This is a genomic window from Rhodoblastus acidophilus (assembly GCF_009720655.1).
GTDB classification, from domain to species: Bacteria; Pseudomonadota; Alphaproteobacteria; order Rhizobiales; family Beijerinckiaceae; genus Rhodoblastus; species Rhodoblastus acidophilus_A.
This window is the reverse complement of sequence record NZ_WNKS01000030.1, coordinates 1-25430: the sequence shown is the minus strand read 5'-3', so window position 1 is coordinate 25430 and position 25430 is coordinate 1. Positions and strand designations below refer to the sequence as shown.

The following is a 25430-nucleotide window of genomic DNA, read 5'->3' as shown; positions in this document are numbered from 1 at the left end:
GTGGACCCTCAGCCCCGGGGTCCCGATTGGATGCAAATCACCCCAGCGCTGGGGTCCTTATTCCATGCAAAATCACACAATGACCGATTCACGCCCCACCGCCTCTGAATTCCTCCAGCGGCCTGATCGGCTGAAAAGCCTGGACAGGACCGAAGAGCATCTGACCACCGTCCACAATTTGGCTCGGGCGCTTTGGCTCCTGCTGTCGGTGGAATCGAAAGACGACAGATACGACACCGACGACCCGCGTGACGTGCAGGCGCTTGCGGAATTGGCCGGCGCCGTTGCTGACCACGCCGGCGCCGCTCGCGTCGCCTATTACCTTGAGGAGGAGAAGCGGAGGGACCGCAATGCGCCAGCCTGACGACTTCACTCAAATCGTTGAGTTCACGCCCGCCATGCGCGTGCTGATCGCCGACGCCATCGAGGCGCTGATTCTCCTGCTGGACGAGATCGACGGCGACGCCGACCTTGAAGGCGAGTTGGAGGACGAGGAATAGCCCCCGCGAGGCCCGCACAAGCCTCGTCGGTCATGTTGCAAAAGTTGGGACTGTTCCTCAACTTCCTCCCGACGTCGAATCGAGACGCTCGCCGGCTTGTCCCTGGCGGGCGTTTTCTATTCGTCGCAAGCCCGATCCGATTGCGGCGCATCCTCGAAGGGGGCGCGCAGGCCAGCCGAAAATTCTTCAGTTCCCTTGATTTGCTGATCCAGCGCGAGCAAACGGCAATAGAGATCGAATATCTCTCGCTGTAGTGAGCGCAATGACCGATCTGCGCCACTTTCTTGCTCCGGCGACGCCGGCGCAGGTTCAGGGCCTGAGCGGCTGTCTTGGGTCAACCGTGGCGCCGAATAGGCTTTGAGATCAACCGGCGAACACGATCAACATCGTCCTCATGACAAAAGACCGTGTCGAAGCTCGGCATCGCGGATGCGTCGAGATCGTCCAGCGGCCCCCGCCAGACGATAGCGCCGCTGTCGGTGCAGGCGACAAATCCTTGGGCATCATGTTCACTGGAGTCGATTTTCCAGCGCGGCTCCTGCTGCGGATTGGCCATCGCTCGCTCTCCCATTTTTGAGCGGACGATAGGAGGAATGCATTTTTGTGCAATGCGTTAGATCATTGCGTCGCACCATGAAGGCGAAACCGCCGCCAGCGCACGGGTTGCATCTGCCGCGTCATAAGTTCGACACAAGCTCAGGCCATCTTGCTTCCAATTCCAAGGCGAGCTCGGATGTGCAGCCGCCGAGGAACAGAGGCCCCGCACGGTGAAAACCGGTCGCGGGGTTTGTCGTGTCTGAGCGCACGATTGCGAGCGCGGTTTGTTCCGCAGAGCGTGAGCCGAACGCCGCTTTGTTCGCCGTTCGTCTCTAGGGAAGCATCTAGGGAGGATTTTAAAAAAGTACGGAAACCCTAGGGAAATAGGGTTGACTGGCGGAGACGGAGGGATTCGAACCCTCGATAGGGCTTTACAACCCTATAACGGTTTAGCAAACCGCCGCCTTCAGCCTCTCGGCCACGTCTCCAGCGCGTGCGAACGGGAATCCCGCCGCCATGTGCAGACATATGCCCGACGCCGCGCCGCTTGGCAAGCATTCAGGTCGTCAGCGCGCCGCAATCTTCGACCATTTTTCGCGATGGGCGCGATTGCCCCTGTCCACACGTTTAACTTGTGCTTAAGTTCCGCCGATGAGCAAGCGCCGGGCGCGGGACGCGCCGGGCGGCGTATCGCGGAGAGTTTTCATGGCTGGTCAGGCAGGGAAATGGCGCTATGGCCTGCTGCCCCTCGCCGCCTTGTGGCTGGGCGTCAACACGCTGGAGACCCCTCGGATCGAGGCCGAGCTGAAGGAGCGCGCGCAACGCGCCCTCGACGCGCTCGGGGCGGTGGGCGCGCACCCGCATGTGGAGGGGCGCGACGTGACCCTCAAGGGCGGAATCGCTGATTCGGCGCGCGCCGCGGCGGTCGCCAGCGTGGCGGCGACGGGTGGCCGCGTTGCGGCGGATGCGCTGTCGGCGCTGCCTGCGCCAAAGCCTGAGGTCGCGGCGGCGCGGCCGGACAAGCCCGCTTCGGCCATGACCGAACCGAAGACGGTTGACGCGCCGCCGGCCGCAAAGCCCCTTCCTCCCAAGCCCGCGGAAAAGACGGCGCCCGCCGCGGACGCCATCGCCCATCCGGTCGCGGCGCCCTATCTGTTCCATGTCGAAAAATTCGGCGACAAGGTCGCGCTCAGCGGCTTTTATCCGGACGAGGACGCGCATTCGAAAATTGTCGCGGCGGCGGCGAAGGCTTTTTCGGGGCGTGAACTGGTCGACCAGCTCAAACCCGCTGGCGGCGCGCCCTCCGGTTTCCTCGATGCGGCGCTGGCGGGCCTCGCCCAGTTGGCGCGGCTGCGTTCGGGCGCGCTGGATCTGCATGATTGCAGCGTCCGCCTGAGCGGAGAGGCGGGCGGCGCCGAGGCCGCGGACGACATTCGCGCGCGCCTCGAAGGCGTGCGGCATTCCGGTTATTCCGTGACCGCCCGGATCGCGGGGCCGCCAGCCAAAATCGCCGCCGCCGCGCCGCGCGTCGCGCCGCCTGTCGCTCCGCCTGTCGACAGGACCGCGAGATCGGCGCGTCTGGACGCGCGCGCATGCCAGGCGCGCATGGCTGCGCTGGTCAAGGACGCGCCCATTGTCTTCCCCCTACGCAGCGCGTTGCTCGACCCGGAGTCGGCGCGCACGCTCGACGCCGTGGCGGAGGAGGCGAAGCGCTGTCCCGACGTCGATTTCGAGATCGCCGGGCATAGCGACGATATTGGCCTCGTCAGCGCGAATCTGGAGCTTTCAAAGCGGCGAGCGGAATCGGTGCTCGTCTATCTCGTGGCCGTCGGCGTCGCGCCGCACCGGCTGACGGCGGTTGGCTACGGCGAGACGCGGCCGCTGGTCGCCAATGTCAACGACGCGAACCGCGCCCGAAATCGCCGCATCGAATTCAATCTGAAATAGGGGCGCGCCATGACCTACCTGTCTCAGACCCTGTATCTCTGGTGGCTGGCGGCTTTCGCGCTCGGCGTCGCCGCCGCCTTGTTCGCGCCGCGCGGCGATGAAAAGAGCGGCGGCGCTTGGCTCGCGGGCGGTTTGACGCTGTTCGCCCTGGCCGCCATGGCCGCTCTCGCGCACATCGTTCCCGGCCGCGCCGGCCTGTGGCTGGACACCGGCGTGCTGGCGGTCGCGGCCTATGGCGTCGGCTGCCTGGTCGGCGCGGCGCTGGCCGCGCCTTTCGTGATCGGCGCGGGCGCCTCCGCGCCGGCGGCGAAACGGAGGTTGCAAGAGTTGCTGTCGCCCGCCGCGCCCGTCTGCGCGCCGCCGATCCACGAGGCGGCGGCTGTGGCGGCTGCGGGCGCGGTCGCGCAGGCGTTCCTGAAGCTGATGGAGGCCCCGCAGCCGGGGCAGGCGGAAGCGCCGGCCGGAGAAGCCGCTCCCGCCTCGCACGCGCAGCCCGAACATGAGGCGACCGAGGACGCCGGTCGCGGCCGTCCCCAGCCGATGGCGCGCCCGCAGGAGGAGGACGATCTGCGCCTGATCCGCGGGGTGGACGCGGCGCTGCGCCAAAAATTGCGCGAGATCGGGGTCTGGCGTTTTTCCCAGATCGCCGCGTGGGGGCCGGAGCAGATCGCCTGGGTCTCCGAAAGAATTGGCGAGAAATCGCCGGCTTCGCCACAAGACTGGCCGGCGCAGGCGCGCCTGCTCGCCGTCGGCGCGCTCACCGACCACGCGCGCGCCGTGCTCAGGGGCGAACAGCCGGAGTCGCCCGATGAAGATGAACGCGCCGCCTGGCTGAAAACCCTGCCGCAGCCCGCCGCGCCCGGCGCGGGGGACGGTCTTTATGCGGGATCGCGACCGGCCGGTTTTTCGGAGCCGCCACTCGGCGAAAAGGACGATCTGACGCGCCTGTTGGGCGTGGACGCCGAGACCGCGGCGCGGCTCAACGGGCTCGGCGTGTGGACCTTGCGGCAGATCGCCTGCTGGTCTGAGGAGAACGCGCGCTGGATCGGGGCCTATCTCGCCACGCCCGGCGCGCCGGAGCGCGAGGACTGGATCGGACAGGCCCGCGCCTTGGCCCGCGCCCTGGCGTCGCCCGCGCAGCAGCCTGTCTGATCAAAATCATGTGCGTGGCTGTGGGCGGCCAGAAAAATCGACTTTGCCGGAATCTGGCCGATGCTATGTTCCTTGCTGTGATTCTCAGTTAACGAGTCGGCGATTCGGGATTGAACCCGATGCCAATGATGTCGTGCATTAGTTTGGGAGCAGGTTCATTGGGGACCAAAGAACCGGCGGAACTCGCGTGTGACGCGGGACTTGATTTCAATTCTGAAGCCGCAGCGGAAATCATTGAGATTCGCGGGCGGATAAAATGGTTCGACATGGCCAAGGGGTTTGGCTTTGTCGTGCCGGACAACGGCCTCGCCGATGTTCTTCTTCACGTCACCGTGTTGCGTCGGGACGGCTTTCAGAGCGCGCCCGAAGGGGCGCAGGTGGTGTGCCAGGCGCAGAACCGCTCGCGCGGCCTTCAGGTGTTCCGCGTCCTGACGATGGACGAGTCCACCGCCGTGCATCCGGCGCAACTGCCGATGGCGCGCACCCACGCGGACGTGGAATCGGTCGGCAGCTATGAAATCGTCGTCGTCAAATGGTTCAATCGCGTCAAGGGTTTTGGTTTTTTGACGCGTGGCGACGGCACCCAGGACATTTTTGTCCATATGGAGACGTTGCGCCGCTATGGCATCGCCGACCTCAAGCCGGGCGATTCGCTGCTGGCGCGCTTCGGCGCTGGTCCCAAGGGCATGATGGCGACCGAAGTGCGGCCGCTGGAGACCCGCCTGCCGAGCGCCCACTGAGGGTTTTGGCGGAGGTCGGGGAGGAGTTTTGATATGCGTTTGGGTGTCTGCGTTGTGCTGGCGCTGCTCGGCCTGCCCTTGGCGCCGTCGCCGTTTTTGTCTCCGGCCCGTGCGCTGGAGGCGGGCGAGACAGTCACCGAGCCCCTGATTGTCGAGACGTCGGGCGGACCGCGGACTTTGGACGTGGAGGTGGCCCGCGACCCGGCCACGCGCGAGCGTGGCCTGATGTATCGCCGTTTCCTGCCGGAAAACCGGGGCATGCTGTTCGACTTCGGCCGGTCGGAAACGATCCTGATGTGGATGAAGAACACCTATATTCCGCTCGACATGATCTTCATCAGCCGCGACGGCAAGGTGACCCATATCGAGGAGAACACCGAGCCATTGTCGCAGGCGATCATTTCTTCGAACGGGCCGACCTTCGCCGTGCTGGAGGTCAACGCCGGCGTGGCTCAAAAACTCGGGCTGAAGGTTGGAGACGTGGTCAAGCACAAGATGTTCGCGCGCTGAGCGGGCGCGGCCCGGCTTGCCGCCAACCGCCGCGCATGCTAGCGGAACGCACATCGGGGTATAGCGCAGCCTGGTAGCGCGGTAGTTTTGGGTACTACAGGTCGCAGGTTCGAATCCTGCTGCCCCGACCAATAACAGGCTTGGCTATGATTTTTGGCGCAGCCATAGCGGCCAGCGCGGCTTTTGGGTAGCGTTGGGGAAGCAATCGGCCGAAGACTCACGAGTTGCTCTGGTCTGCCTGTTCTCGATTGCGTCCGCTGTCCTCGATCCAAAGGCGGCCACTGCTTTCAGAACGAACGAAATTCGATTTTCGTCGATCCGTATTGACAATGTCCATACGGATATCCATTTTCTTTCCATGTCCAAGCTGAGCCGTCGTCCGCCGTCCGGAATTCGGGAGCCAACGATCACAACGGTCGTGGAGCGCCATGCAGGTCATGCGAAGGGAAGCATTAATCTTCGGATCGAGGCGGATACCCGGCAGCTCATAGACGACGCAGCGGCGCTGCTTGGCAAAACGCGCACCGAGTTCATGATCGAGACCTCCCGGCGGCAGGCGATCGACGTATTGCTCGACCAGCGCCTGTTCATGCTCGATGCCGAACGTTTCGATGCGTTCATGAACGCTCTCGACAATCCGCCCGCGCCGGGTCCGAAGTTGCGGTCTCTGTTGCGCCGAGCGCCGGCATGGCAAAAATAGGCGCCGAGGCGGGGCCTTCGGGACCGTCGCTCTCTGCTCCAGCGCCCCTGACTATGGAGCACGACCTTTCCAGCTTCGACTGCGGCGAACCGGCATTGAACGACTGGTTGCGGGAACGGGCTTTGAAAAATGAAAGCCGTTTCTCTCGGACCTATGTCGTTTGCGATGGCCGCAGAGTCGTCGCCTATTTCTGTATCGCGGCCGGGGCTGTGGAGCGCGCCGCCGCGCCCGGCAAGGTGCGTCGCAATGCGCCAGAGACGATCCCGGTTTCGGTGATCGGGCGGCTCGCCGTCAGCAGGGATCATGCGGGCAAGGGGCTTGGCTCCGCCATTCTTTCCGATGCCCTGCGCCGGATTGCGCTCGCCTCGCAGAGCATCGGGATCGGAGCAGTGATGGTCCATGCGAAGGATGAGAAGGCCAAGCGCTTCTATTTACGCTGCGCTGAGTTTATCGAATACCCGGACGACAGCCGCACGTTGTTCCTCCCCATCGAGACGATCGTCGCAGCGTTCAGCTAACGGTTAGGTCGCAGGTTCGAATCCTGCTGCCCCGACCAGCAATCTTCAATCGGCGCTCTTGGAAAGCTGGCAATCTCTCTTCTTGGTCCGGCATCGGAACGCGCTCGAAACATCGTTGGCTTCCGAAATCGTCCTTTCCACTTTTCGCACCTGGCAGGCGCGGTAGGCGGCGACAGTGGCGATATAGATTTTCACCTCCTTGGCGCAGGCCGGCGGCCTCCGCCGGACCGGCCGTGCCGACGCAGGCGGGGGGATAGGGTGGCGACAAGGGTTCCAGCCCCAGCGATCCCCAGAAATCGGTTGCGCGCGGACGGATGCGGCGCAGACACAAGCGAGGGCCAGGACCAACCACTCTTTGCGAATTTCGCGCACAAAAATCCTCCGGCTCCGCGTCTCCCACCGGATAGTTCGCCCTGCAAGGCGCGCATCGGGCAAGGCCCGGCGTCGCCGCGGCTTTGCAAAAGGCGGCGCAACGCATAGGCTCGGAACAGGATCGGCTCCCGGAGACTTGCGCGCCTTGCTCGTTCGCGTCATCGCTTTTTCGCTTTTGCTCGGCCTGTCCGCCCGCGCTGGCACGCTCGACGACGTTTTGGCGCGCGGCGCCCTTGTCTGCGGGGTCAATACGGGCCTCGCCGGCTTTGGTCTGCCCGACAATCGCGGGGAGTGGCGCGGATTCGACATCGATTACTGCCGCGCCGTGGCCGCCGCGATTTTCGACGACCCGCAAAAAGTGCGATTCACCCCCTTGTCGGGCAAGGACCGTTTCACCGCGCTGCAATCGGGCGAAATCGACCTTTTGTCGCGCAACACCACCTGGACGCAATCGCGTGAGGCGGGGCAGGGGTTGTTGTTCGCCGGCGTCAACTATTTCGACGGTCAGGCCTTTATGGTCCGCAAGGCGCGCAATTTGAAAAGCGTGCGCGACCTCAAGGGCGCCAGCATTTGCGTGCAGCAGGGCACGACCACCGAACTCAACCTCGCCGACACCTTTCGAAAATTGGGCATATCCGCGGAAACGGTGGTCTTCACCGGCGGCGACGAAGCGCTCAAAGCCTATGAGAGTGGGCGCTGCGACGCCTACACCACGGACGGCTCGGCGCTCTACGCGCAGCGCCTCAAGCTCTCGGCGCCCGGCGAGCACGAAATCCTTGGCGAAACCATTTCGAAGGAGCCGTTCGGCCCCGTGGTGCGCCAGGGCGACGATCGCTGGTTCAATCTGGTGAAATGGACGCATTTCGCCCTGCTTGACGCCGAGGAGCTGGGGGTGACCGCCGCCAATGTGGAACGCTTGCGGCAATCCGATACGCCGGAAATCCGCCGCCTGCTCGGCGCCGACAATGATTTCGGCGCCGGCCTCGGCCTGCCCAAGGATTGGGTGGTGCGCATCGTCAAGGCGGTCGGCAATTACGGCGAGATTTTCGAGCGCAATCTGGGGCAGGGCTCGCCGCTGAAGATTCCGCGCGGGCTCAACGCCCAATGGCGCGACGGCGGCCTGCACTACGCCCCGCCGGTGCGCTGATGAACCGGCGGATCGCGCTCCAGGCGCTGCTGCTTGTGATTGTCGCCGCCCTGTTCATCGCGGCGGCGCTTAACGCCGCCAGGAATCTCGAAGCGCGCCACATCCCGACCTCCTTCGCCTTCCTCTGGCAGACCGCCGGCTTCGGATTGAACCAGAGCGTCATCCCGTTTTCGCCGCTCGACACTTACGCGCGCGCTTTGCTGGTCGGCGTGCTCAACACGCTCATTGTCTCGGCGGTCGCGTCGGTCCTGGCGACCGTGGTCGGCTTCGCCGTCGGTTTTGCAAGGCTGTCGGCGCATTGGGGGCTGTCGCGGCTCGCCGCCCTTTATGTCGAGACGCTGCGCAACATCCCGCTGCTGCTGCACCTGCTGTTCTGGTACATCGTGCTGCTGACGCCCTTGCCGCAACCGGAGCAGTCGCTGTCTCTCGGCGGCGTGCTGCTCAACAATCGCGGCCTCTATTTCCCGTTTCCCGGCCTGGGCTGGCCAAGTTTCGACGCCGCCCGCAACGCTTTTAATGTCGAGGGCGGCCTAAGACTGTCGCCGGAAGCGGCGGCGCTGATTTTTGGCCTGACGTTCTACACCGCCGCCTACATCGCCGAAATTTTGCGCGCCGGCGTCCAGGCGGTCCCGCGCGGGCAGGGCGAGGCGGCCCAGGCGCTGGGGCTTTCGCCGGCGCAAACGCGGCGGCTTGTCGTCATGCCGCAAGCCCTGCGCGTGGCGCTGCCGCCGCTGATCAGCCAGTATCTTGCGCTCACCAAAAATTCGTCGCTCGCCGCCTTCATCGGCTTCGCCGACCTGATGCAGGTGTCGGGAACGATTCTGAACCAGACCGGCGCGGCCTTGCAGACCATCGGGATCGACATGGCGCTCTATCTCGGCTTGTCCATGCTGACGCTGGCCCTGATGCGGCGTATCGAGAAGAAGTCGGACTGGGGGGCGAAATGAGCGGCCATGCCTTCCTGGACCGCCCTCGTGCTTCGAGACGCGACCTGCGGTCGCTGCCCAGCATGAAGGCTATTGAGAGCGTCCCTGCAACAGCAGCCCTCATCCTGAGGAAGCCGCGAAGCGGCTGTCTCGAAGGACGAGGGCGGTCCACGCATCAGCGGACGCGCCGATGACCGATTTCCTCCGGGCCAATTTTTTACCGCCGCAACCGCCGCCGCCCATGCGCGCCCCGGGGTGGCGCTCCAAACTGTTTGGCGACGCGCGCGCGACGGCGATCACCGTGCTCCTGCTGGCGCTCGCGGCCTTGGTCCTGCCGCCGGCGATCCGCTACCTGTTCATCGACGCCATCTGGAGCGCGCCCGACGGCGCCGCCTGCCGCGCGCCGGGCGCCGGGGCGTGCTGGGCCTTTATCGCCGCGAAATCGCCGTTCTTTTTTTACGGCGCCTACCCGCCCGCCTTCTATTGGCGCGTGAACCTCACCTTTGCGCTCGCGGCGGCGCTGATCGTCTGGCTGCTGCACCCAAAAATTCCGGGCAAGGGGATCGCGCTCGGCGGCTTCTTCCTTGGCCTTCCCATCATCGGCTTTGTCCTGCTCCATGGCGCGCCCGCGCTCGGCCTGCCCGTGGTCGGCACAAATCTGTGGGGCGGGGCGCTGGTGTCGCTGATCATGGCGCTGGCCGGCATGGCGGCGGCGCTGCCGGGCGGCGTGGCTCTGGCGATGGGGCGGCGCTCGGAACTTCCGGCGCTGCGCTGGTTGTCCGTGGCGACCATCGAATTCGTGCGCGGCGCGCCGCTGATCGCGGTGCTGTTCATGGCCAACGTCCTGCTGCCGCTGTTCCTGCCCCCAGACTGGGCGCCCGACCGCCTGCTGCGCCCCATGTTCGGCATCGCGCTGTTCGCCTCAGCCTATATGGCGGAAGTGGTGCGCGGCGGGCTCGCCGCCGTGCCGCGCGGGCAGGGGGAGGCGGCGGCCGCGCTCGGTTTTTCGCGCTGGCAGTCGCTAAAGCTGATCGTGCTGCCGCAGGCCCTTGGCGCGGTGGTGCCGGGCATCGTCAACAATTTCGTCGCCCTGTTCAAGGACACGACCCTGGTCGCCATCGTCGGCCTGTTCGACTTCCTTCACGCCATCGACGTGGCGCGTCTCGATCCGGTCTGGGCGGGGCCCACCATCGCGCTCACCGGCTATATTTTCGCCGCGCTGTTCTATCTGACCTTCTGCCTGGCGATGTCGACCTATGCGCGCGGGCTGGAAAACCGGCTTGCGGCGGCGAAGCGGTAGCTTGCGCTTCGCAGGGCGCGGCGTCTATAAGCGCCGCAGCCCATTTCCCCAGCAAAGGAAGCGCCCAAATGGCTCTCGAACGCACGTTTTCCATCATCAAGCCCGACGCGACCCGTCGCAACCTCACCGGCGCCATCAACGCCAAGATCGAGGCCGCCGGCCTGCGCATTGTCGCTCAGAAGCGCGTCCACATGACCCGCGCCCAGGCCGAGACGTTTTACGCCGTGCACAGCGCGCGCCCCTTCTTCGGCGAGCTGGTCGAGCAGATGTCGGCGGCGCCGGTGGTGGTGCAGGTGCTCGAAGGCGAGAACGCCATCGCGCGCTACCGCGAAGTGATGGGCGCGACCAATCCGGAGAAGGCCGACGCCGGCACGATCCGCAAGGATTTCGCGCTGAACATGGGCGAAAACTCGGTTCACGGCTCGGACGCGCCGGAAACCGCCGCGCAGGAAATCGCGCAATGGTTCGCCGGCAACGAGATCGTCGGCTGATCCAGTTTTCAGGATGCGACAAAGGGTCGGACGCAAGTCCGGCCCTTTTTTTTGGCGAAACCAGCGATTATTGACTCATTTCCGCCATACTTCAGCGAGCCAAACGCGCGCCTTTGGCTGATTCGTCAGCGCCGCGAATACATGGCCGCTCCAGCTATGATGACGTTTTTGTGAAGAAGAAGTATAGAAGTCGCCGCCACGCTTATTTGATGAAAGCTTCCTATGAGGTGTCAGGCTAAAGAATAAAATCATGTGACGATGTGTCTCAGTATAGGACAAAAAATCGGGTCTTCTTCGGGCCATATTCTCTGGGGATAACGCTCTCATCGTCAACAGCGAAAGGCTGATGCATTGAAGAGCATTCTGATCCGCACACTCTCCGTTGGAATTGTTTTCACCTCCGCCTCCCTCGCCCCGCAGGCGAACGCCCAGGCGCAGACCTGGTCAGGCAAGGCATCCTATTATTCCGGTCGCGGCAGGACCGCGAGCGGCGGTCACGTCGGCGGCCACACCGCGGCGCATCGCACGCTGCCCTTCGGCACGAAGGTCATGGTCACCAATCTCACGAATGGCCGTTCGACCGTCGTCACCATCAACGACCGCGGCCCCTTCGTGCGCGGCCGCGTCATTGACGTTTCCTCGGGCGCCGCGGGCGTCCTGGGCATGCGCGGCCGTGGCGTCGCCCCCGTGCGCCTCTCGACGCTCTGACAGGCGCCCGTTTAGCGCGTTTCCTCCCCAAATCACGAAAAGCGCACCCCGTCGCCCCCGCGCGACGAGGCGGGACGACGTGCGGCCGTTGGGCCGTCGACAGCCCAGCGCAAGCTTGTTCATTATGCTCCACGGGGGCGGCCATAAAAGGCGGCCGGCTGAGATCAGCCGGACCGCGCGCCGTCGTGGAGGATAAACATGCTTGCTCGGACTCCGTCTGCCGCGCCCGCGGACGCCACGGAAACCGCAATGTCGGCGCGCGTCAAAGCGTGCGACGCGTCGCTCGCCGGGCTCTCGTCCGACGATTTCAGCTGTTCCGGGCGCCCCGCCGCCCTGGCGCTGGCCTTCATCTCGCCGCACGTCGATTTCGCCCATGTGGCGGCGCGTCTCAAATCTCTCGCGGGCTCGACGCCGCTGATCGCGGTCTCCACCGCCGGCGAATTGTGCTCGGACGCGGGCCCGCTCTATAAGCCGACGGGCGAGCGCTGGTCGAGCCTCACCCTGCAAATTTTCCCGCCCGACCTGATCGAGGCGGTCTCCATCCACAAGGTCGCCCTGCACAAGGAGGGCCCGCGCGCCAAACGGGTCGAGCGCATCGCCGCCGATCTCGCCCATGTCGCGCCGCCGTTCCGCATCGAGGCGGAGCGGGTGTTCGCGCTGACCCTGGTCGATGGCGTCTCCGGCGCCGAGGATGTGCTGATGGAGGCGGTCTATCGCTCCGGGCGCTTCCCCTGCCTGTTCGTCGGCGGCTCCGCCGGCGGCAAGTTCGATTTCAAGGAAACGTCGCTGTTCGACGGTGGCCAGACCCTGCACGGCCATGCGGTGATCGCCTTCGTCCGCTTGGCGCCGGGCCGCCGCTACGGCGTGTTCAAGACGCAGAATTTCACCCGCACCGGAAAAAGTTTTACCATCCTCGACGCCGACGCAGACGCCCGCGTGGCGCGCGGCGCGCTCACCGCCAACGGCCTGGATGTCGCCCCCTTCCTTCAGGTGCTCGCGGCGCATTTTTCCGTCAAACCGGCGGATGTGCCGGCAAAACTCGCCGGACACACATTTGGCGTCGAAGTCGATGGCGAACTTTTCGTCCGCTCGGTCTCAGGCTTCGATCACCAGACCGGCGCGGTCAATTTCTACTGCGACGTCCACCCCGGCGACGAGCTGCTGCTGCTCAAGGCCAACGATTTCGCGGGTCAAACGCGCGCCGACTACGAGGCCTTTTTGCGCGGCAAATCCGCGCCGCTCGGGCTCATCCTCAACGATTGCATCCTGCGCCGCCTCAACAACGCCTCCAGCCTCGCCGCGCTCGACGACCTCTGGCGCGCCCCCGCCGCCGGCTTTTCCACCTTCGGCGAGCTGTTCGGCATCAACATCAACGAAACCCTGAGCGCCATCGTCTTTTTCGAGGACCAGCCCGGCCACCGCGACGATTTTCTCGACGCTTTCCCGATCCACTACGCCCGCTTCGTCAACTATTTCACCACCTGCGCGCTCAAGCAGGCGCGCATGCTCAACACGTTTCGCTCCGGCATCATCGGCCGCATGGCCAGCCAGCTCGAATTCGTCAAGGAAATCGAGATCGCGCTGGAAAAAACCTCGGAGATGCGCGAGGCGATGGAGCGCGTGCGCGGCGCGATTTTCGCCTCCGCGAAAACGGATTTTTCCGACGACGGCAATTCCGCGCAATTGTCCGTCCAGTTCAAGACGCTCGCGGAATCGATGTCCGGCCTGCGCGGCGTGCTCCGGGTGATCGACGCCATCGCGGGACAAACAAACCTCCTCGCCCTCAACGCCACCATCGAGGCGGCGCGCGCCGGCGAGGCGGGGCGCGGATTTTCCGTGGTGGCCTCGGAGGTCAAAAAACTCGCCACCGACACCAAATCGACGCTGGCGCAGACCCAAGGGTCGATCGCCGGCATGGAGCAGTCGCTGACCCAGCTCGGCGCCATCATCGATGGCACGCGCGAACGGTTTGAAGCCGAGGAAAAGCGTTATCGCGCCACCATCGAGCAGGTGGAAAGCCTGTTTTCGCAATCCGGCCTGATCGACCGGACATTGGCCGGCCTCGCCGACGCCGTAGCGAGCCAGCGCGTAGCGGCAAGCGAAATCCACCAGGACATTTCGAAACTGCGCCGGATCGAGTGAGGCGCGCGCCAACTCTTTCATGAGCCCTCATGCTGAGGAGGCGGCGGAGCCGCCGTCTCGAAGCACGAGGGCGGCCCACGCCCGTCAGACAAGAAAGTGAAAACCGCCCGAAAATGGCGAAAGGCCAAACTGTTCACGTAATGTTCCACGTGAAACGTGGCCAAACAACTGTTATTTAGCGCAATTCCTCAACCCCTCGCCAACGCCCGCGATCACAACCTGCGACGCGAACAGGTGAAAATCGCGCGAAAACACACGGAAATTTGCGCAAAACCGCACGAAAATCACGCGAATTCGCAGAATTTTCACAGCGAAGTACAACCTGAGATAGAATTTCTGCGCATCGTGCTGCTTGACTCTCGTCAATCAAATCGCGTCTGTCCGAACGTCAGGCGCTCCCGCCTTCCGAGTTGTCGGTCTCAATGAGCTCGTCAGCCGTGATCCCATCAAAGAAAAACTTCACGACGTAGCGGTCGAAAGGATCAAGCGTCTCTATCGCCAGTACCTCATTCTTTCCGAGGTATTTAAATCGCTCAAGTGCTCGTGAAAGGTCCATGTTCGGGTCTTGGAAATCGATCAAACCCGCTGCATTGATTTTTTTTGATATCATGCGCGGTAGCCCGTATTCCTCAAGATGATACACTGCAGTTGGCAGAAAAGCTCGGCTTAGCTTTCCAACGAAGGTGGAGATATCGACTGAAGGATTGATTATAAGCTTATAAAGTTCGTTTGCATCACCCAAAAGGGTGGACAGCTTGAATGTGACATTTCGTTCCAATTTAAAGAATTCGTCAATGTTTATACCATCTGTTTTTAGTGAAGAGATCACCTGGGACAGATCGCGATCCCAATTATGCGCGATGGCCTTGACGACGGATACAAGCGTGCTCCATGATGCATCCCACCCGCCCGGTTTAAGCTTAAGAACTTTGTAAAGGGTGTTATCCCAATGATTTGGGTTGCTGGAATTAAGGTAAGCAAACCCGCGCCACTCTTCCGGATGGTCTTTCATGTCCGTAGCTAGACGAAGCAGAAAATCGGCATCGCTGCTCTGAAGAAGGTTCTCCCGCTTAATGCGCGCCAGATTGTTATCGCCGACAATCAACGACATCAACTCGCGGTATTCTATGATGCGCTCAATTTGGTGTTCTTCAAGTTGATCTGTATCGTGATCCTCATCAAGCGTACCGAGTATTTCGTCCGGGAACTCGATTTCGAGTTGAGTGTCCTCGGACTTGGGTGGTGCATCCAGAAGGTATATGTTGCCTACAAAATACTTGAACATTCGGCCTCCACGACCAATAATGTTCTTATATGTGAAATCTTTGAGGTTGTTTCTCCCCAATTTACTGCGCCATATGATCACGTTTTGTGCGGAGGTGTTGACGCCCTCAATAATTGAAGACGTGGATATGATGCTATCGAATCCGTCTTCATACTCAAAAAGTCGCACCTGCAGTTGACTCAGGCATCTGTGCATGCTGCCGTTGTGGACGCCAATGGCACGATCAACCAAGTCGGCCAAAACCCAGTCAGATTGATAATTTTTCCTCAACCATCTGGAGAAATGATTCGTGTAGAGACGGGTTACTGGAGGAATTCTTTCTATGACGAGGTCCGCAATTTTATTGATTTCGGAGTAAGTGCCTGCGTAAATTAGAGATTTCTGTGTTCTTGGGGATATAATCTCAATTAATTTGTTATCCTTTTTAGCAGCATCGCCGGAAATTTCCTTATATGGCTCTTGAATGTTTAGGTACACTGTATTGAAGTCTAGAAGCTCCATAAACTCCATATCGCGGGTAAAAGCGTTATCACCGAGTTTCTTGATGTTCGGTGCGAGATAATATCTCTGCTTCGCTTTTTTTGATAACTTCAGGATTGCCTTGATAAGGGATGGTGCGCGCTCACGGTCGTGCTCTTGGCTTGCTTTGTAAAACTCGTCGATCACAAGCAGGTCGATTACATTAAAGGTAGACAGATAGCCAAACGCTCGTTCCTGCGGGAAAATGAATATATTCTTGTTTCCAAGGCGCGTATCCGGTGCTGTTATGATTGTGTATTGGTCAGAAAATTTCTTGAATAACCGTCGCCGCGTCTCGTCCATCAGCGCGATTGTTGGAACGATGATTACGACATTATTGGGATGCTTGGCCGCGATGAATGCGTCGATGATAAAGCTCTTGCCGAAGCTGGTAGGAGCGCTGACCGCTATATTTTTGCCGTCTAACAGTTTGGAGAGAACGCTGGATTGCTCGCGGTGCAATGTCGCCACCCGACGGCCAACATCGACTTCGAACGCTTGATACACATATTTTTGATCCCATGAGGCGTTATCGAGTTGCAAATATGGAAAAAGTCCTGTTGCTCGGATCATGTGATTTACGACTTGCGGGTATGCAGTTCCGGCGCGATCAAGGTCTGCTAACAATCTAATCAACAAATTTCTGGCCGCTAAATCGTTTTTAACTAGCAAAAGTTGGTTGATCTCATAGCAAATTGCAAAAATGTCCATCATTTTGGTCCCTTAAAGTAACTGACCGCTTCGACGAACGTTTTAACGATATTTTTCTTGCTTGGGACGGGAAATAAAATTATATTAAACGTCAAATCATCGTATTTATGAATTGTGCCGGATTTGGCGAGTTGCTTGAGAAAATATGCTTCAGCGCGCTCCTTATGAAAGGTCGAAATCTCGGATTTATAGGCTTGAGATATCTCTGTTGCGCCGGCCGTTGTTGAACATTCATGCAACAGCAGGATCGGAATGTGAATTTTTGATTTCAAATTATCGATCGACTCTCTGTTACTAAGAGCCGCCTTGATCCTGTTGCGAAGGTTCGTCTCAATGTTCAGATCATCAAGGTCAGTTACACTCGTTATTATAGCGTTCTCTTTTTTTAGCTTTTCTGTAGATAGAGAGTTCATTACTGAAGTGACGATTGAATCGAGGCGGGCATCGACAATAGAGCTGTAGAATTTTGCTTCACCAAACCATAGTGTAAAATCGTCACCGTCTACGACTATGTGGACGCTGTCTGCCCCCTTGGCGTTATCTTGAACATTTTGCTTGTAGAAAATTTTCGGAACAACGGGCAGTGCGCCGAAATGGTGTCGCATCAGACCGTATAGAAAAACTTCGGCGATTTCGCTGCCCTGTCCGATCTCATCCTTGTCCGTCAATCTGAGGTTCTGGGCGGCTGCGACAAGGCTGCTGTGGTTCTGATTGACAAGAGCGGACCGCTCCCTCGCCGAAAGGGCGGTTTCGGCGATATTATCCCACAAGTAGTTTTGGAATTTCAGGTAACGCCAGTGAGTGTCCTCGAAATCGTTGACCAAGCTCAGAACGTGTTTGTTGACCAGGCCTGTAAGCTGGGAAAGCGAGGTAATTCCGGCAAGCGTGTCATCAACTAAAATCTCAAATGGACCAGACATGGATCCCGACATCTCCGAGGCAATGCGCGTATGGTACATATTGCCTCCGCTCCTGCCTAGATAGCGGTCTTGGGATTGGCCTCCGCGCGGTTGCTGATTGTGTAAAAATAAGCGGCGATAGCGGGCATGAACTAAATTCAAGCGCCCGAGTCACCGCCCGCAGACTGCTGCGGAGGCGGGCGCCGACCAGCGCGTAAAACCATTGTGGCGCGGCCAGGCGGCTCTCATCTATGTTATAAGCGGTACGAGGCCCCCACGACTGGCGGGATCTTGACGGTTGGCGGACTGTGCCACAGCGCGGCCCGTTCCGTACACATCAAGCGTCCAGTCATTGAACGCGCTCGCGTCGATAGATCCAAAGAGGCGCGCAACATCCTTGGAATCGCGCCCAATCAAAGGTCGGAGCCTCGATGCGGGGCGGAAGGGAAGAGAGAATAAGTGGAACGCCCGGATGCCCCAGCCCCCGATGAGCCTGTCTCCGCGCGAGTCAGACGGCGGCTCGTCGACGCCAAGAAGAGGTTCAACGCCAACGACAATATTTCGGCCTTTCTGGAGCCGGGCGAACTGGAGGCGCTTCTCGACGAGGTAGAAAGCAAATTCAAGGGCGTTCTGGAAAGCCTCGTGATCGACACCGAGAGCGATCACAACACGCGAGAGACGGCGCGACGCGTGGCCAAAATGTATCTGACCGAGGTTTTTCGCGGCCGGTACATGAAGGCGCCGCCGGTCACTGAATTCCCCAATGCCGAATTGCTCAACGAACTTATGATCGTCGGCCCGATCACGGTGCGGAGCGCCTGCAGCCATCATTTCTGCCCGATCATGGGGCGGCTGTGGATCGGGTTGATGCCCAACGAGCATTCCAATCTCATCGGCTTGTCGAAATATTCGCGCTTGGCCGAATGGGTCATGTCGCGCCCGCAGATTCAGGAGGAGGCGATCGCCCAGATGGCCAATCTGCTCATGGATAAGGTTCAGCCCGACGGCCTCGCGGTCGTCATGGAGGCCGACCATTTCTGCATGCAATGGCGGGGCGTGAAGGACGACAAGACCAAAATGCTCAACAGCGTCATGCGTGGCTCGTTTCTCAAGGACCACACCTTGCGCGCAGAATTCCTGTCTTTGCTGAACCTGAAGCCGTGAGTGCCAGATGCTCGTTCGTTGTCTCTATGCTAGCCGCCCATCCGCCTCCTGCGACACCCGCGCCCTGGACAGCATTCTTCATCAGGCGCGGAAGAACAATCCCGCTCTGGGTCTGACCGGCCTGCTTTGCGTCTCCAACAATCTTTTCGTCCAAGTCCTGGAAGGAGGGCGCGACGAGGTCTGCGAAATTTACAATGCCATCGTCCGCGACGAGCGGCACGAACAGGTGCGCCTGCTGATCTACGAGGAAATCAGCGAGCGGCAGTTCGGCAATTGGACCATGGGGCAGATCAATATCGATCGGCTCAATCCCTCCGTTCTGCTGAAATATTTCCGCAGGGCCGAATTCAACCCGTTCGATTGTTCTGGTCAGGCGACCTTGTCCCTTCTGACCGAATTGGTCGCCACGGCGGCGATCACCTCGCGCGGCGAGTGAACGGAAATCGTATTCCACTCGCGCGGAAATCCGCCCTTCGCCTGGAGGATTTCCGTGCGATTTCGTTTTCGCGGATCGCGAAGCGATCTTCCGGAAACCGTGTGATGCGACCAGCCTCCCGCCCCATCGAATGCGAGACGCGTCACCGTCTGGTACGACGGAGCCTGTCCGCTGTGCGCGCGGGAGATCGCTCTTATGCGCCGCCTCGATCGCCGCGGGCGCGTGACCTTCATAGAAATCCCGGGGCGCCACAACCGGAATTCCCGCTTATGGCGCTGAGCCGGCGTTCCCGGCGCTGCTCGCGAAGGTCGGCTTCCCGCCTTCGCCCGAGCGCGCGGCCTCTCTACGTGGAGTGGGTGTCCGCGTTAACCGAATAGGCGCGTTTCAATCAAGCCGACGCGCGCGTGTTCAGGCGAATACGCTCATCCCGTCGCGCCATTTTTCCGCGTCGTCGGCAAACAGCTGCAAAAACTCTCGGCGCCACGCGGGCGCCGAGAGTTTTTCACGTTTCATGGAAACATGAAAAAGCTCAAGAGTCTTGTTTTGACGCATTTTTTCACGCGAACCGGCCTCCGCTTCGCTTGAAAATGCTCTAAACCGCCGGCGACACCAGCGCCGCGCCAACCGCCGGCTCTCCGGCGATCGCCACGCGCCCGCCCTCGACGACCGCCGCGCCCGACGCCGCCAGCGCCAGCGCGCGCGGATAAATCCGGTGCTCCTGCTCCAGCACCCGGGCGCCCAAGGTTTCGGCCGTGTCGTCGCCGCGCACGGCGACGGCGGCCTGGGCGATGATCGGCCCCGCATCCATCTCCGGCACAACAAAATGCACGGTCGCCCCGTGAATCTTCACGCCATCGGCCAAAGCCCGCTCATGGGTGTGCAACCCGCGATAGGAGGGCAGCAGGGCCGGGTGGATGTTCAGCATCCGGCCGCGCCATTGCTCCACGAACCACGGCGACAGCAGCCGCATAAAGCCGGCGAGGCAGACGAGTTCGATTCCCTGCGCCTCCAGCACGGCCTGCATGGCGCGCTCGAACGGCTCGCGTCCGGCAAAAGTCTTGTGCTCCACCACCTTGGTGGCGATGCCTTCGCCGCTGGCGAATTCAAGCCCGGCGGCGTCGCCGACATTCGACAGGACCAGCGCGATCTCAGCCGGAAAATTTTGGTCCCTTGCGGCGGCGACCAGCGAGCGCATGTTGGAGCCGCGCCCGGAAATCAGAATGGCGGTGCGTTTGCGGCTCACAGGGCGAGCTTTCCCTCGTAAACCACGCGCTCGTCGCCCGCCGGAATCACGGAACCGATCCGCACCGGATCCTCGCCCGAAGCGCGCAGCGCCTCCTCGATCTCCACGGCCTTGGCGGATTCGCCAATCACGATCATGCCGACGCCGCAATTGAACGTGCGCAGCATTTCCCGCTCGGCGACGCCGCCCTGTTCCGCCAGCCAGCGGAACACCGGCAAGACCGGAATGGCGGACAGGTCGATTTTCGCGCCGAGCCCCTTGGGCAGCACGCGCGGCACATTTTCCGGATAGCCGCCGCCGGTGATGTGGGCCAAAGCCTTGATCGCTGAGGTCTGGCGCAGCGCCTGCAACAGCGGTTTGACATAAATCCGGGTCGGCTCCAGCAGCGCCTGGGCGAGTGTCTTGCCGGGCGCGAAGGGGGCAGGGGCGTCCCAGCCGAGTCCCGCGCGCTCCACGATCTTTCGAACCAGCGAATAACCGTTGGAATGCACGCCGGACGCGCGCAGCCCAAAAATCACGTCGCCCTCGCAAATATTTGCGCGCGGCAAAAGGTCGCCGCGTTCGGCGGCGCCCACCGCGAATCCGGCGAGGTCATAGTCGCCGCCGCTGTAGAGGCCGGGCATTTCGGCGGTTTCGCCGCCGATCAGCGCCGCGCCGGCTTCCAGGCAGCCCGCAGCAATGCCTTTGACGATCTGCGCGCCGGTTTCCGGCTCCAGATGGCCGGTGGCGTAATAATCGAGGAAGAACAAGGGCTCGGCGCCTTGCACGACGAGATCGTTGACGCACATGGCGACGAGGTCGATGCCGACCGTGTCGTGAATGCCTGATTCGATGGCGATCTTGACCTTGGTGCCGACGCCGTCATTGGCGGCCACCAGGATCGGATCGGAAAACCCGGCCGCCTTCAGGTCGAACAGCCCGCCGAAGCCGCCGATTTCCGCATCGGCGCCGCGCCGCCGCGTGGCGCGCACCAGCGGCTTGATCAGCTCGACCATGCGCGCTCCCGCGTCGATGTCGACGCCGGCTTGCGCATAAGTCAATCCTTGGGGCTTGTCGCCGGGTTGCGTCATGAGGCTCCTCTTGCGCGCCGCCTCCACTGTCCCTGAGTTCCGCGACATTGACGCGAAAAATCGGCGGTCGCCTTGTTGATCCTTGCTCTAGCCGCTCGGGGCGGGGCTGGCAAGCGAGCGCGCCTTGCGGCGGCGCGAACGCGGCTGTTAACTGGGGCGCGTTGGAGGAGAGGAAATGAGCGACACAATCACCCAAGGGGCGCGCGCCAAAAAAGTGTGCCTGGCGGGGGCGACCGGCACGATCGGCCAGGCGACGGCGCGCGCGCTGGCGACGCGCGGCTATGAGGTGGTCAGCTTCCTGCGCCGGCGCGCCGACCGCGCCGCGCCGGAGGGCGCGCGCTTCGTCGATTTTTCCGACCCCGCCGCGCTGGCGCGCGACGGTTTTCGAAATGAGCGATTCGACGCCGTCGTCTCCTGCATGGCCTCGCGCACCGGCGCGCCGAAAGACGCCTGGGCCATCGACCATCAGGCGCACATCAACCTCCTGGCGGCCGCCAAGCAGGCGGGCGTCGAAAAATTCGTCCAGCTCTCGGCGATTTGCGTGCAAAAACCGCTGCTGGAATTCCAGCGCGCCAAGCTGGCCTTCGAACAGGCGCTGATCGAGTCGGGGCTGACCTATTCGATCGTGCGCCCCACCGCCTTCTTCAAATCCCTGTCCGGCCAGATCGATCGCGTGCGCAACGGAAAGCCGTTCCTGATTTTCGGCGACGGAACCCTCACCGCCTGCAAGCCGATCAGCGACGACGACCTCGGCGCCTATCTCGCGGAATGCCTGGAGGATGAGTCGCGCTGGAACCGCATTCTGCCCATCGGCGGACCGGGCGAGGCGATCACGCCGCGCCAGCAGGGCGAGGTCCTGTTCAAGCTTTTGAACCGCGAGCCAAAATTCCAGAAGGTCCCGGTCGCGCTGATGGATGTCATCATCGGCGCGCTGAGCGTGCTGGCGCCGCTGTCGTCGCGCCTCGCCGACAAGGCGGAATTCGCGCGAATCGGCCGCTACTACGCCACCGAATCGATGCTCTGGCTCAATCCCGAAACCGGCCGCTATGACGCGGAAGGCACACCCGCGACGGGCAACGACACCCTGTTTGATTTCTACGCCGCGGTGATCGCGGGCGCCGCCGCCCCGGACCGGGGCGACCACGCGGTCTTCTAAAAACAAAAGGCTCGCCGGGACGGACCCGGCGAGCCGAAAACAGCGGTCGCGCCGCCTTACTTTTTCTTCGCGTTCAGCAGCACCGGCAGCTTCAGCGCGCTCGACAGCGGCGTCGGATTGTCGATCAGGGTCGAGAACGGCCCGATGTTGAGCAGGCTCGAGAACGGCCCGATGTGGAGCAGGGACGACCAGGGCTTGGCGTCGCGGCTGACCGACGGAATCTCGATCAGCACCGGCAGCCTCAGCGCGCTCGACAGCGGGGTCGGATTGTTGATCAGGCCCGAGAACGGTCCGATGTTGAGCAGGGTCGAAAACGGCCCGATGTGGAGCAGGGTCGCCCAGGGTTTTGAGTTGCGGGCCATCGCCTGAAAGTCCACCAGCACCGGCAGCCTCAGCGCGCTCGACAGCGGGGTCGGATTGTTGATCAGGCCCGAGAACGGCCCGAGATGAATCAGGGTCGAGAACGGCCCGATGTTGGACAGCACCGGCAGCTTCAGCAGGTCCGAGAGCGGCGCCGGGTGATCGACGAGCTCGATGTTGGACTTGAATTCCTCCAGAACCGGCAGGCCCAGCAGCGCCGAGAAGGGCGCCGGGTTGTCCTCGCCGGGGGTGACGTAGGAGGTGTGCTCGGTCTCGGCGACGATCGGGGCGAGCGGCTCATGGTCGCCCAGGCGGGCGACGACGTCCTTGGCTATGCCCCAGGAGGTCCTGAGCGTCAGCACGAAATTGCCCTGGCGCACGGCCTCGGCATAGGCGGGCGCGTGCTCCGGCTTGACGCCGCCCTTGACGATCAGGGCTTCGAGGTCGGGGCTCTCGGCGCTTGCGGGGGTGACCAGGTTGATCTCGCGGTCCGCGAACTTGTGCTTCACCGCGTCGACGGCGGCGAGGGCTTGCTCTTCTGCGGCAAAAAGTCGCGTGATGATCGTGGGCATGGTTCTTCTTCCTTCAGTTCGGAAATTCGCATCAGGCGTTGGCGAGTAAGCGTCGAGAAAATGCATGCAGCGCGGACGTTTGGGTCATTCCGTCGCGCGGACCCGCCTCCCGTCTTGGACACCCACGCGGACTTGCTTGGCGATTTAGCACGAAAGCGCAACCTGCGCCAACTTGCGCCGGTGGATATTATCCATCTGATAAAGCGGGAATATAAGGAATGCCTTTCCTCGCGGTTGTGGCTCGGGAGCAAGCCAGAATAAAGAAAAGCCAGGCTCGACAGGCTCCGCCGTCCTCTGTGGCTTGATCCCAACAGTTACGAGACAATTTCCTATGGCTTGGCGGGTGAATCAAGAGTGGCGGACAGGAGAGGTTCGGGTCCCGGCCTGCGCCCGGGGCGGATCGAGGAAGGCCGCCGCGCTGGATTGCGCGCTGGATCTGGCGGCCGCTTTGCCGGGAAGCGTGTCGGTCAACGGAGCCGGGCAAGTGAACTTTCAAATTAACGGCCGGCGTCAATGAGATGCCGGTCGCTCGCGTTTGGCCCAGGGGAAGTCTGCAAGGCGCGGCGTTCGGCCCGGAGGCGAAAACATTACGGCGAACATTAAAAAAAAGTCATGCGCGCTTGACGTGGCCGGATGTCAAGCTATAGTGACGCCTACCTGCTGCTCGGCGATATCGTCGCTTGATGCAGAGCCGTTGAGCTATAGGCACAGGGACTTCGTGCTTGGCGCGAGGACAAGATTGGCTCAAACAATGAGGTGGACAATGGCTACGCTTACCCCGGAGCAATCCGAAGAACTGCACAAGTACGTGATCGACGGCACCCGCGTGTTCATGGGCCTCGCGCTGGTCGCGCATTTCCTCGCGTTCTCCGCGACCCCCTGGCTGCACTAAGGAGCTCCGGTTATGAACCAAGGCAAGATCTGGACCGTCGTCAATCCGTCGATTGGCCTCCCGCTGATGCTCGGCACCGTCACCATCATCGCGGTGCTCGTGCACCTCGCTCTGATTTCGCACACCACCTGGTTCCCGGCCTACTGGCAGGGTGGCGTGAAGAAGGCTGCGGCGATCGAGACCACCGTTCTCGGCTGAGCTTCTTCAGCAACGTCGTCTGACGTTGGATGAGTGCTAGGAATTCGCCGGCCGGCGTCGCTGAGACGCCGGCCGGTTTTTTGTTCCCGAACAGGCGTTTTGACGCCCGGGGCGGCGATCTTTGCGCGCACATTAAAAAAATGTCATTCGATATTGACAGCCAGAACTGTCAAGCTATAGTGACTCCACCTTCTGCACTGGCGCTTGTTCGCGAGTTCATGTCGGTCGCTGAGCCACAGGCGAAAAATCGGGCGCGTTCGCGCCAGAAAAAATTGTGGTGATCTATAGAGGTGGACAATGGCTGGTACGCTTACCGCGGAGCAATCCGAAGAACTGCACAAGTACGTCATCGACGGCACCCGGGTGTTCCTGGGCCTCGCGCTGGTCGCGCATTTCCTCGCGTTCTCCGCGACCCCCTGGCTGCACTAAGGAGCTCCGACAATGAACCAAGGCAAGATCTGGACCGTCGTCTCCCCGTCGATTGGCCTCCCGCTGATGCTCGGCTCCGTGACCGTCATCGCGATCCTCGTGCATCTCGCGCTCCTGAACAACACCACCTGGTTCAAGGCCTATTGGCAGGGTGGCAAGAAGGTTGCGGCGATCGAGACCACCGTTCTCGGCTGAGCTTCTTCGATAACGTCATCTGACGTTTGTTGAGAGCTGCAATCTCGCCGGTCGGCGCCCGAGGGCGTCGGCCGGTTTCTTTTTTTGTGGCGTCGAGCGCGAGGTTGCGCCGTCCTTTCGCCGACATTAAAAAAATGTAATTCGGTATTGACGCCGGCGTCTGTCAAGTTATAGTCGCGTCCACCTGCAGACCGGCGAATATCCGCCGGCCCGGCAGGTCATAAAGCCACTGGTGAGATATCGCGTGCGACCCGCGCGCGGCAACAAAAGTGGCGAAGACCTATATTGAGGTGGACAATGGCTACGCTGAATCCGGAGCAATCCGAAGAACTGCACAAGTACGTGATCGATGGCACCCGGGTGTTCATGGGCCTCGCGCTGGTCGCCCATTTCCTCGCGTTCTCCGCGACCCCCTGGCTGCACTAAGGAGCTTCGATCATGAACCAAGGCAAGATCTGGACCGTCGTTGACCCGGCCGTTGGCCTCCCGCTGATGCTCGGCTCCGTGACCATCATCGCCGTGCTCGTGCACCTCGCGATCCTGTCGAACACCACCTGGTTCCCGGCCTACTGGCAGGGTGGCGTGAAGAAGGCTGCGGCCATCGAGACCAC

Annotated in this window: 31 protein-coding genes, 2 tRNA genes and 1 pseudogene; 26 read left to right on the top strand and 8 right to left on the bottom strand. The window is 61.8% G+C overall.

The features are described 5' to 3' along the window. The first annotated feature begins 79 nt into the window (after positions 1-79). Genes GJ654_RS19840 through GJ654_RS19830 form a run of 3 tightly spaced genes read left to right on the top strand, consistent with a single transcriptional unit; the run spans position 80 to position 754 of the window. Positions 80-364 carry a hypothetical protein gene (locus tag GJ654_RS19840; protein WP_155447912.1) on the top strand — a complete coding sequence of 95 codons (285 nt, stop codon included), beginning with the start codon at positions 80-82 and terminating at the stop codon, positions 362-364. After that, a complete protein-coding gene (locus GJ654_RS19835) occupies positions 351-500 on the top strand; it encodes a hypothetical protein (protein ID WP_155447911.1) in 150 nt (49 codons plus the stop codon). The genes GJ654_RS19840 and GJ654_RS19835 overlap by 14 nt, the downstream gene beginning before the upstream one ends. Before the next feature lie 32 nt (positions 501-532). Then, positions 533-754: a hypothetical protein gene (locus GJ654_RS19830; protein ID WP_155447910.1), complete on the top strand. Its 222-nt coding sequence runs from the start codon at positions 533-535 to the stop codon at positions 752-754. Between the two features lie 80 nt (positions 755-834). Here GJ654_RS19830 and GJ654_RS19825 read toward each other — a convergent pair whose 3' ends face one another. After that, positions 835-1056: a hypothetical protein gene (locus tag GJ654_RS19825; RefSeq protein WP_155447909.1), complete on the bottom strand. Its 222-nt coding sequence runs from the start codon at positions 1054-1056 to the stop codon at positions 835-837. A gap of 375 nt (positions 1057-1431) precedes the next feature. Then, a tRNA-Ser gene (locus tag GJ654_RS19820) sits at positions 1432-1525 on the bottom strand. 217 nt (positions 1526-1742) lie between these two features. Between GJ654_RS19820 and GJ654_RS19815 the strand changes: the two genes are divergently transcribed. The 13 genes from GJ654_RS19815 to GJ654_RS19755 all read left to right on the top strand — a co-directional run bounded on the left by GJ654_RS19815 (position 1743) and on the right by GJ654_RS19755 (position 13690). Beyond that, on the top strand, positions 1743-2984 hold the full coding sequence (locus GJ654_RS19815) for an OmpA family protein (RefSeq protein WP_196305635.1): 1242 nt from the start codon (positions 1743-1745) through the stop codon (positions 2982-2984). Positions 2985-2993: 9 nt separating this feature from the next. Beyond that, positions 2994-4136 carry a hypothetical protein gene (locus GJ654_RS19810; RefSeq protein ID WP_155447907.1) on the top strand — a complete coding sequence of 381 codons (1143 nt, stop codon included), beginning with the start codon at positions 2994-2996 and terminating at the stop codon, positions 4134-4136. 128 nt (positions 4137-4264) lie between these two features. Continuing rightward, on the top strand, positions 4265-4876 hold the full coding sequence (locus tag GJ654_RS19805; protein ID WP_155447906.1) for a cold-shock protein: 612 nt from the start codon (positions 4265-4267) through the stop codon (positions 4874-4876). Between the two features lie 33 nt (positions 4877-4909). Further along, complete coding sequence (locus GJ654_RS19800; RefSeq protein ID WP_155447905.1) at positions 4910-5386, top strand: DUF192 domain-containing protein; 477 nt, start codon at positions 4910-4912, stop codon at positions 5384-5386. Between the two features lie 54 nt (positions 5387-5440). Continuing rightward, positions 5441-5517: transfer RNA gene (locus tag GJ654_RS19795), tRNA-Pro, on the top strand. A gap of 227 nt (positions 5518-5744) precedes the next feature. Beyond that, positions 5745-6086, top strand: a complete 342-nt coding sequence (locus tag GJ654_RS21615) for a DUF1778 domain-containing protein (protein WP_155447918.1) — start codon at positions 5745-5747, stop codon at positions 6084-6086. Between the two features lie 53 nt (positions 6087-6139). Further along, positions 6140-6604 carry a GNAT family N-acetyltransferase gene (locus GJ654_RS19785; RefSeq protein ID WP_246664838.1) on the top strand — a complete coding sequence of 155 codons (465 nt, stop codon included), beginning with the start codon at positions 6140-6142 and terminating at the stop codon, positions 6602-6604. A gap of 508 nt (positions 6605-7112) precedes the next feature. Further along, complete coding sequence (locus tag GJ654_RS19780; protein ID WP_155447903.1) at positions 7113-8123, top strand: amino acid ABC transporter substrate-binding protein; 1011 nt, start codon at positions 7113-7115, stop codon at positions 8121-8123. Then, positions 8123-9070 (top strand): amino acid ABC transporter permease, encoded by a 948-nt coding sequence (locus GJ654_RS19775; protein ID WP_196305634.1) that lies wholly within the window; start codon positions 8123-8125, stop codon positions 9068-9070. Before GJ654_RS19780 ends, GJ654_RS19775 begins: the two co-directional genes overlap by 1 nt. Before the next feature lie 169 nt (positions 9071-9239). Next, on the top strand, positions 9240-10349 hold the full coding sequence (locus tag GJ654_RS19770) for an amino acid ABC transporter permease (RefSeq protein ID WP_155447901.1): 1110 nt from the start codon (positions 9240-9242) through the stop codon (positions 10347-10349). A gap of 68 nt (positions 10350-10417) precedes the next feature. Next, complete coding sequence (ndk, locus tag GJ654_RS19765; RefSeq protein WP_155447900.1) at positions 10418-10840, top strand: nucleoside-diphosphate kinase; 423 nt, start codon at positions 10418-10420, stop codon at positions 10838-10840. Positions 10841-11191: 351 nt separating this feature from the next. After that, positions 11192-11548, top strand: a complete 357-nt coding sequence (locus GJ654_RS19760; RefSeq protein WP_155447899.1) for a septal ring lytic transglycosylase RlpA family protein — start codon at positions 11192-11194, stop codon at positions 11546-11548. Between the two features lie 249 nt (positions 11549-11797). Then, complete coding sequence (locus tag GJ654_RS19755; protein WP_196305633.1) at positions 11798-13690, top strand: methyl-accepting chemotaxis protein; 1893 nt, start codon at positions 11798-11800, stop codon at positions 13688-13690. 388 nt (positions 13691-14078) lie between these two features. Here GJ654_RS19755 and GJ654_RS19750 read toward each other — a convergent pair whose 3' ends face one another. Next, the gene (locus GJ654_RS19750; RefSeq protein WP_246664837.1) at positions 14079-16208 is read right to left on the bottom strand and encodes a DEAD/DEAH box helicase; all 2130 of its coding nucleotides are present in this window, start codon (positions 16206-16208) and stop codon (positions 14079-14081) included. Next, positions 16205-17164 (bottom strand): HamA C-terminal domain-containing protein, encoded by a 960-nt coding sequence (locus GJ654_RS19745; protein WP_246664836.1) that lies wholly within the window; start codon positions 17162-17164, stop codon positions 16205-16207. Before GJ654_RS19745 ends, GJ654_RS19750 begins: the two co-directional genes overlap by 4 nt. Positions 17165-17563: 399 nt before the next feature. Here GJ654_RS19745 and folE point away from each other — a divergent pair, with 399 nt between their 5' ends. From folE to GJ654_RS19730, 3 genes and pseudogenes are all read left to right on the top strand, one after another. Beyond that, positions 17564-18268: a GTP cyclohydrolase I gene (folE, locus tag GJ654_RS19740; RefSeq protein WP_264586294.1), complete on the top strand. Its 705-nt coding sequence runs from the start codon at positions 17564-17566 to the stop codon at positions 18266-18268. A gap of 7 nt (positions 18269-18275) precedes the next feature. Further along, positions 18276-18704, top strand: coding sequence for a BLUF domain-containing protein (locus GJ654_RS19735; protein WP_155447897.1), 429 nt, complete (start codon positions 18276-18278; stop codon positions 18702-18704). Positions 18705-18863: 159 nt separating this feature from the next. Beyond that, positions 18864-18983 (top strand): annotated as a pseudogene (locus tag GJ654_RS19730) (hypothetical protein); the annotation flags it as partial. 129 nt (positions 18984-19112) lie between these two features. Here GJ654_RS19730 and GJ654_RS19725 read toward each other — a convergent pair. Genes GJ654_RS19725 through purM form a run of 3 tightly spaced genes read right to left on the bottom strand, consistent with a single transcriptional unit; the run spans position 19113 to position 21017 of the window. Then, positions 19113-19328, bottom strand: coding sequence for a hypothetical protein (locus tag GJ654_RS19725; protein ID WP_155447896.1), 216 nt, complete (start codon positions 19326-19328; stop codon positions 19113-19115). Next, on the bottom strand, positions 19297-19947 hold the full coding sequence (gene purN, locus GJ654_RS19720; RefSeq protein ID WP_264586293.1) for a phosphoribosylglycinamide formyltransferase: 651 nt from the start codon (positions 19945-19947) through the stop codon (positions 19297-19299). The genes GJ654_RS19725 and purN overlap by 32 nt, the downstream gene beginning before the upstream one ends. Continuing rightward, on the bottom strand, positions 19944-21017 hold the full coding sequence (gene purM, locus GJ654_RS19715; RefSeq protein ID WP_155447895.1) for a phosphoribosylformylglycinamidine cyclo-ligase: 1074 nt from the start codon (positions 21015-21017) through the stop codon (positions 19944-19946). The genes purN and purM overlap by 4 nt, the downstream gene beginning before the upstream one ends. Positions 21018-21237: 220 nt before the next feature. On the opposite strand from purM, the gene GJ654_RS19710 reads away from it, so the two are divergent. Beyond that, positions 21238-22173, top strand: coding sequence for an NAD(P)H-binding protein (locus GJ654_RS19710; protein ID WP_281406420.1), 936 nt, complete (start codon positions 21238-21240; stop codon positions 22171-22173). 56 nt (positions 22174-22229) lie between these two features. On the opposite strand, the gene GJ654_RS19705 is transcribed toward GJ654_RS19710, so the two are convergent. Next, positions 22230-23105, bottom strand: a complete 876-nt coding sequence (locus tag GJ654_RS19705) for a hypothetical protein (protein ID WP_155447893.1) — start codon at positions 23103-23105, stop codon at positions 22230-22232. Between the two features lie 751 nt (positions 23106-23856). Here GJ654_RS19705 and GJ654_RS19700 point away from each other — a divergent pair. From GJ654_RS19700 to GJ654_RS19675, 6 genes are all read left to right on the top strand, one after another. After that, positions 23857-23997, top strand: coding sequence for a light-harvesting protein (locus tag GJ654_RS19700; protein WP_246664835.1), 141 nt, complete (start codon positions 23857-23859; stop codon positions 23995-23997). A gap of 12 nt (positions 23998-24009) precedes the next feature. Continuing rightward, positions 24010-24195 carry a light-harvesting protein gene (locus GJ654_RS19695; RefSeq protein ID WP_155447891.1) on the top strand — a complete coding sequence of 62 codons (186 nt, stop codon included), beginning with the start codon at positions 24010-24012 and terminating at the stop codon, positions 24193-24195. Between the two features lie 297 nt (positions 24196-24492). Continuing rightward, a complete protein-coding gene (locus tag GJ654_RS19690; RefSeq protein WP_155447890.1) occupies positions 24493-24624 on the top strand; it encodes a light-harvesting protein in 132 nt (43 codons plus the stop codon). Between the two features lie 12 nt (positions 24625-24636). Further along, positions 24637-24819: a light-harvesting protein gene (locus tag GJ654_RS19685; RefSeq protein WP_155447889.1), complete on the top strand. Its 183-nt coding sequence runs from the start codon at positions 24637-24639 to the stop codon at positions 24817-24819. A gap of 297 nt (positions 24820-25116) precedes the next feature. Then, positions 25117-25245: a light-harvesting protein gene (locus GJ654_RS19680; protein WP_155447888.1), complete on the top strand. Its 129-nt coding sequence runs from the start codon at positions 25117-25119 to the stop codon at positions 25243-25245. 12 nt (positions 25246-25257) lie between these two features. Beyond that, positions 25258-25430: light-harvesting protein (locus GJ654_RS19675; RefSeq protein WP_155447887.1), on the top strand; the 173-nt coding region annotated here is incomplete at its 3' end.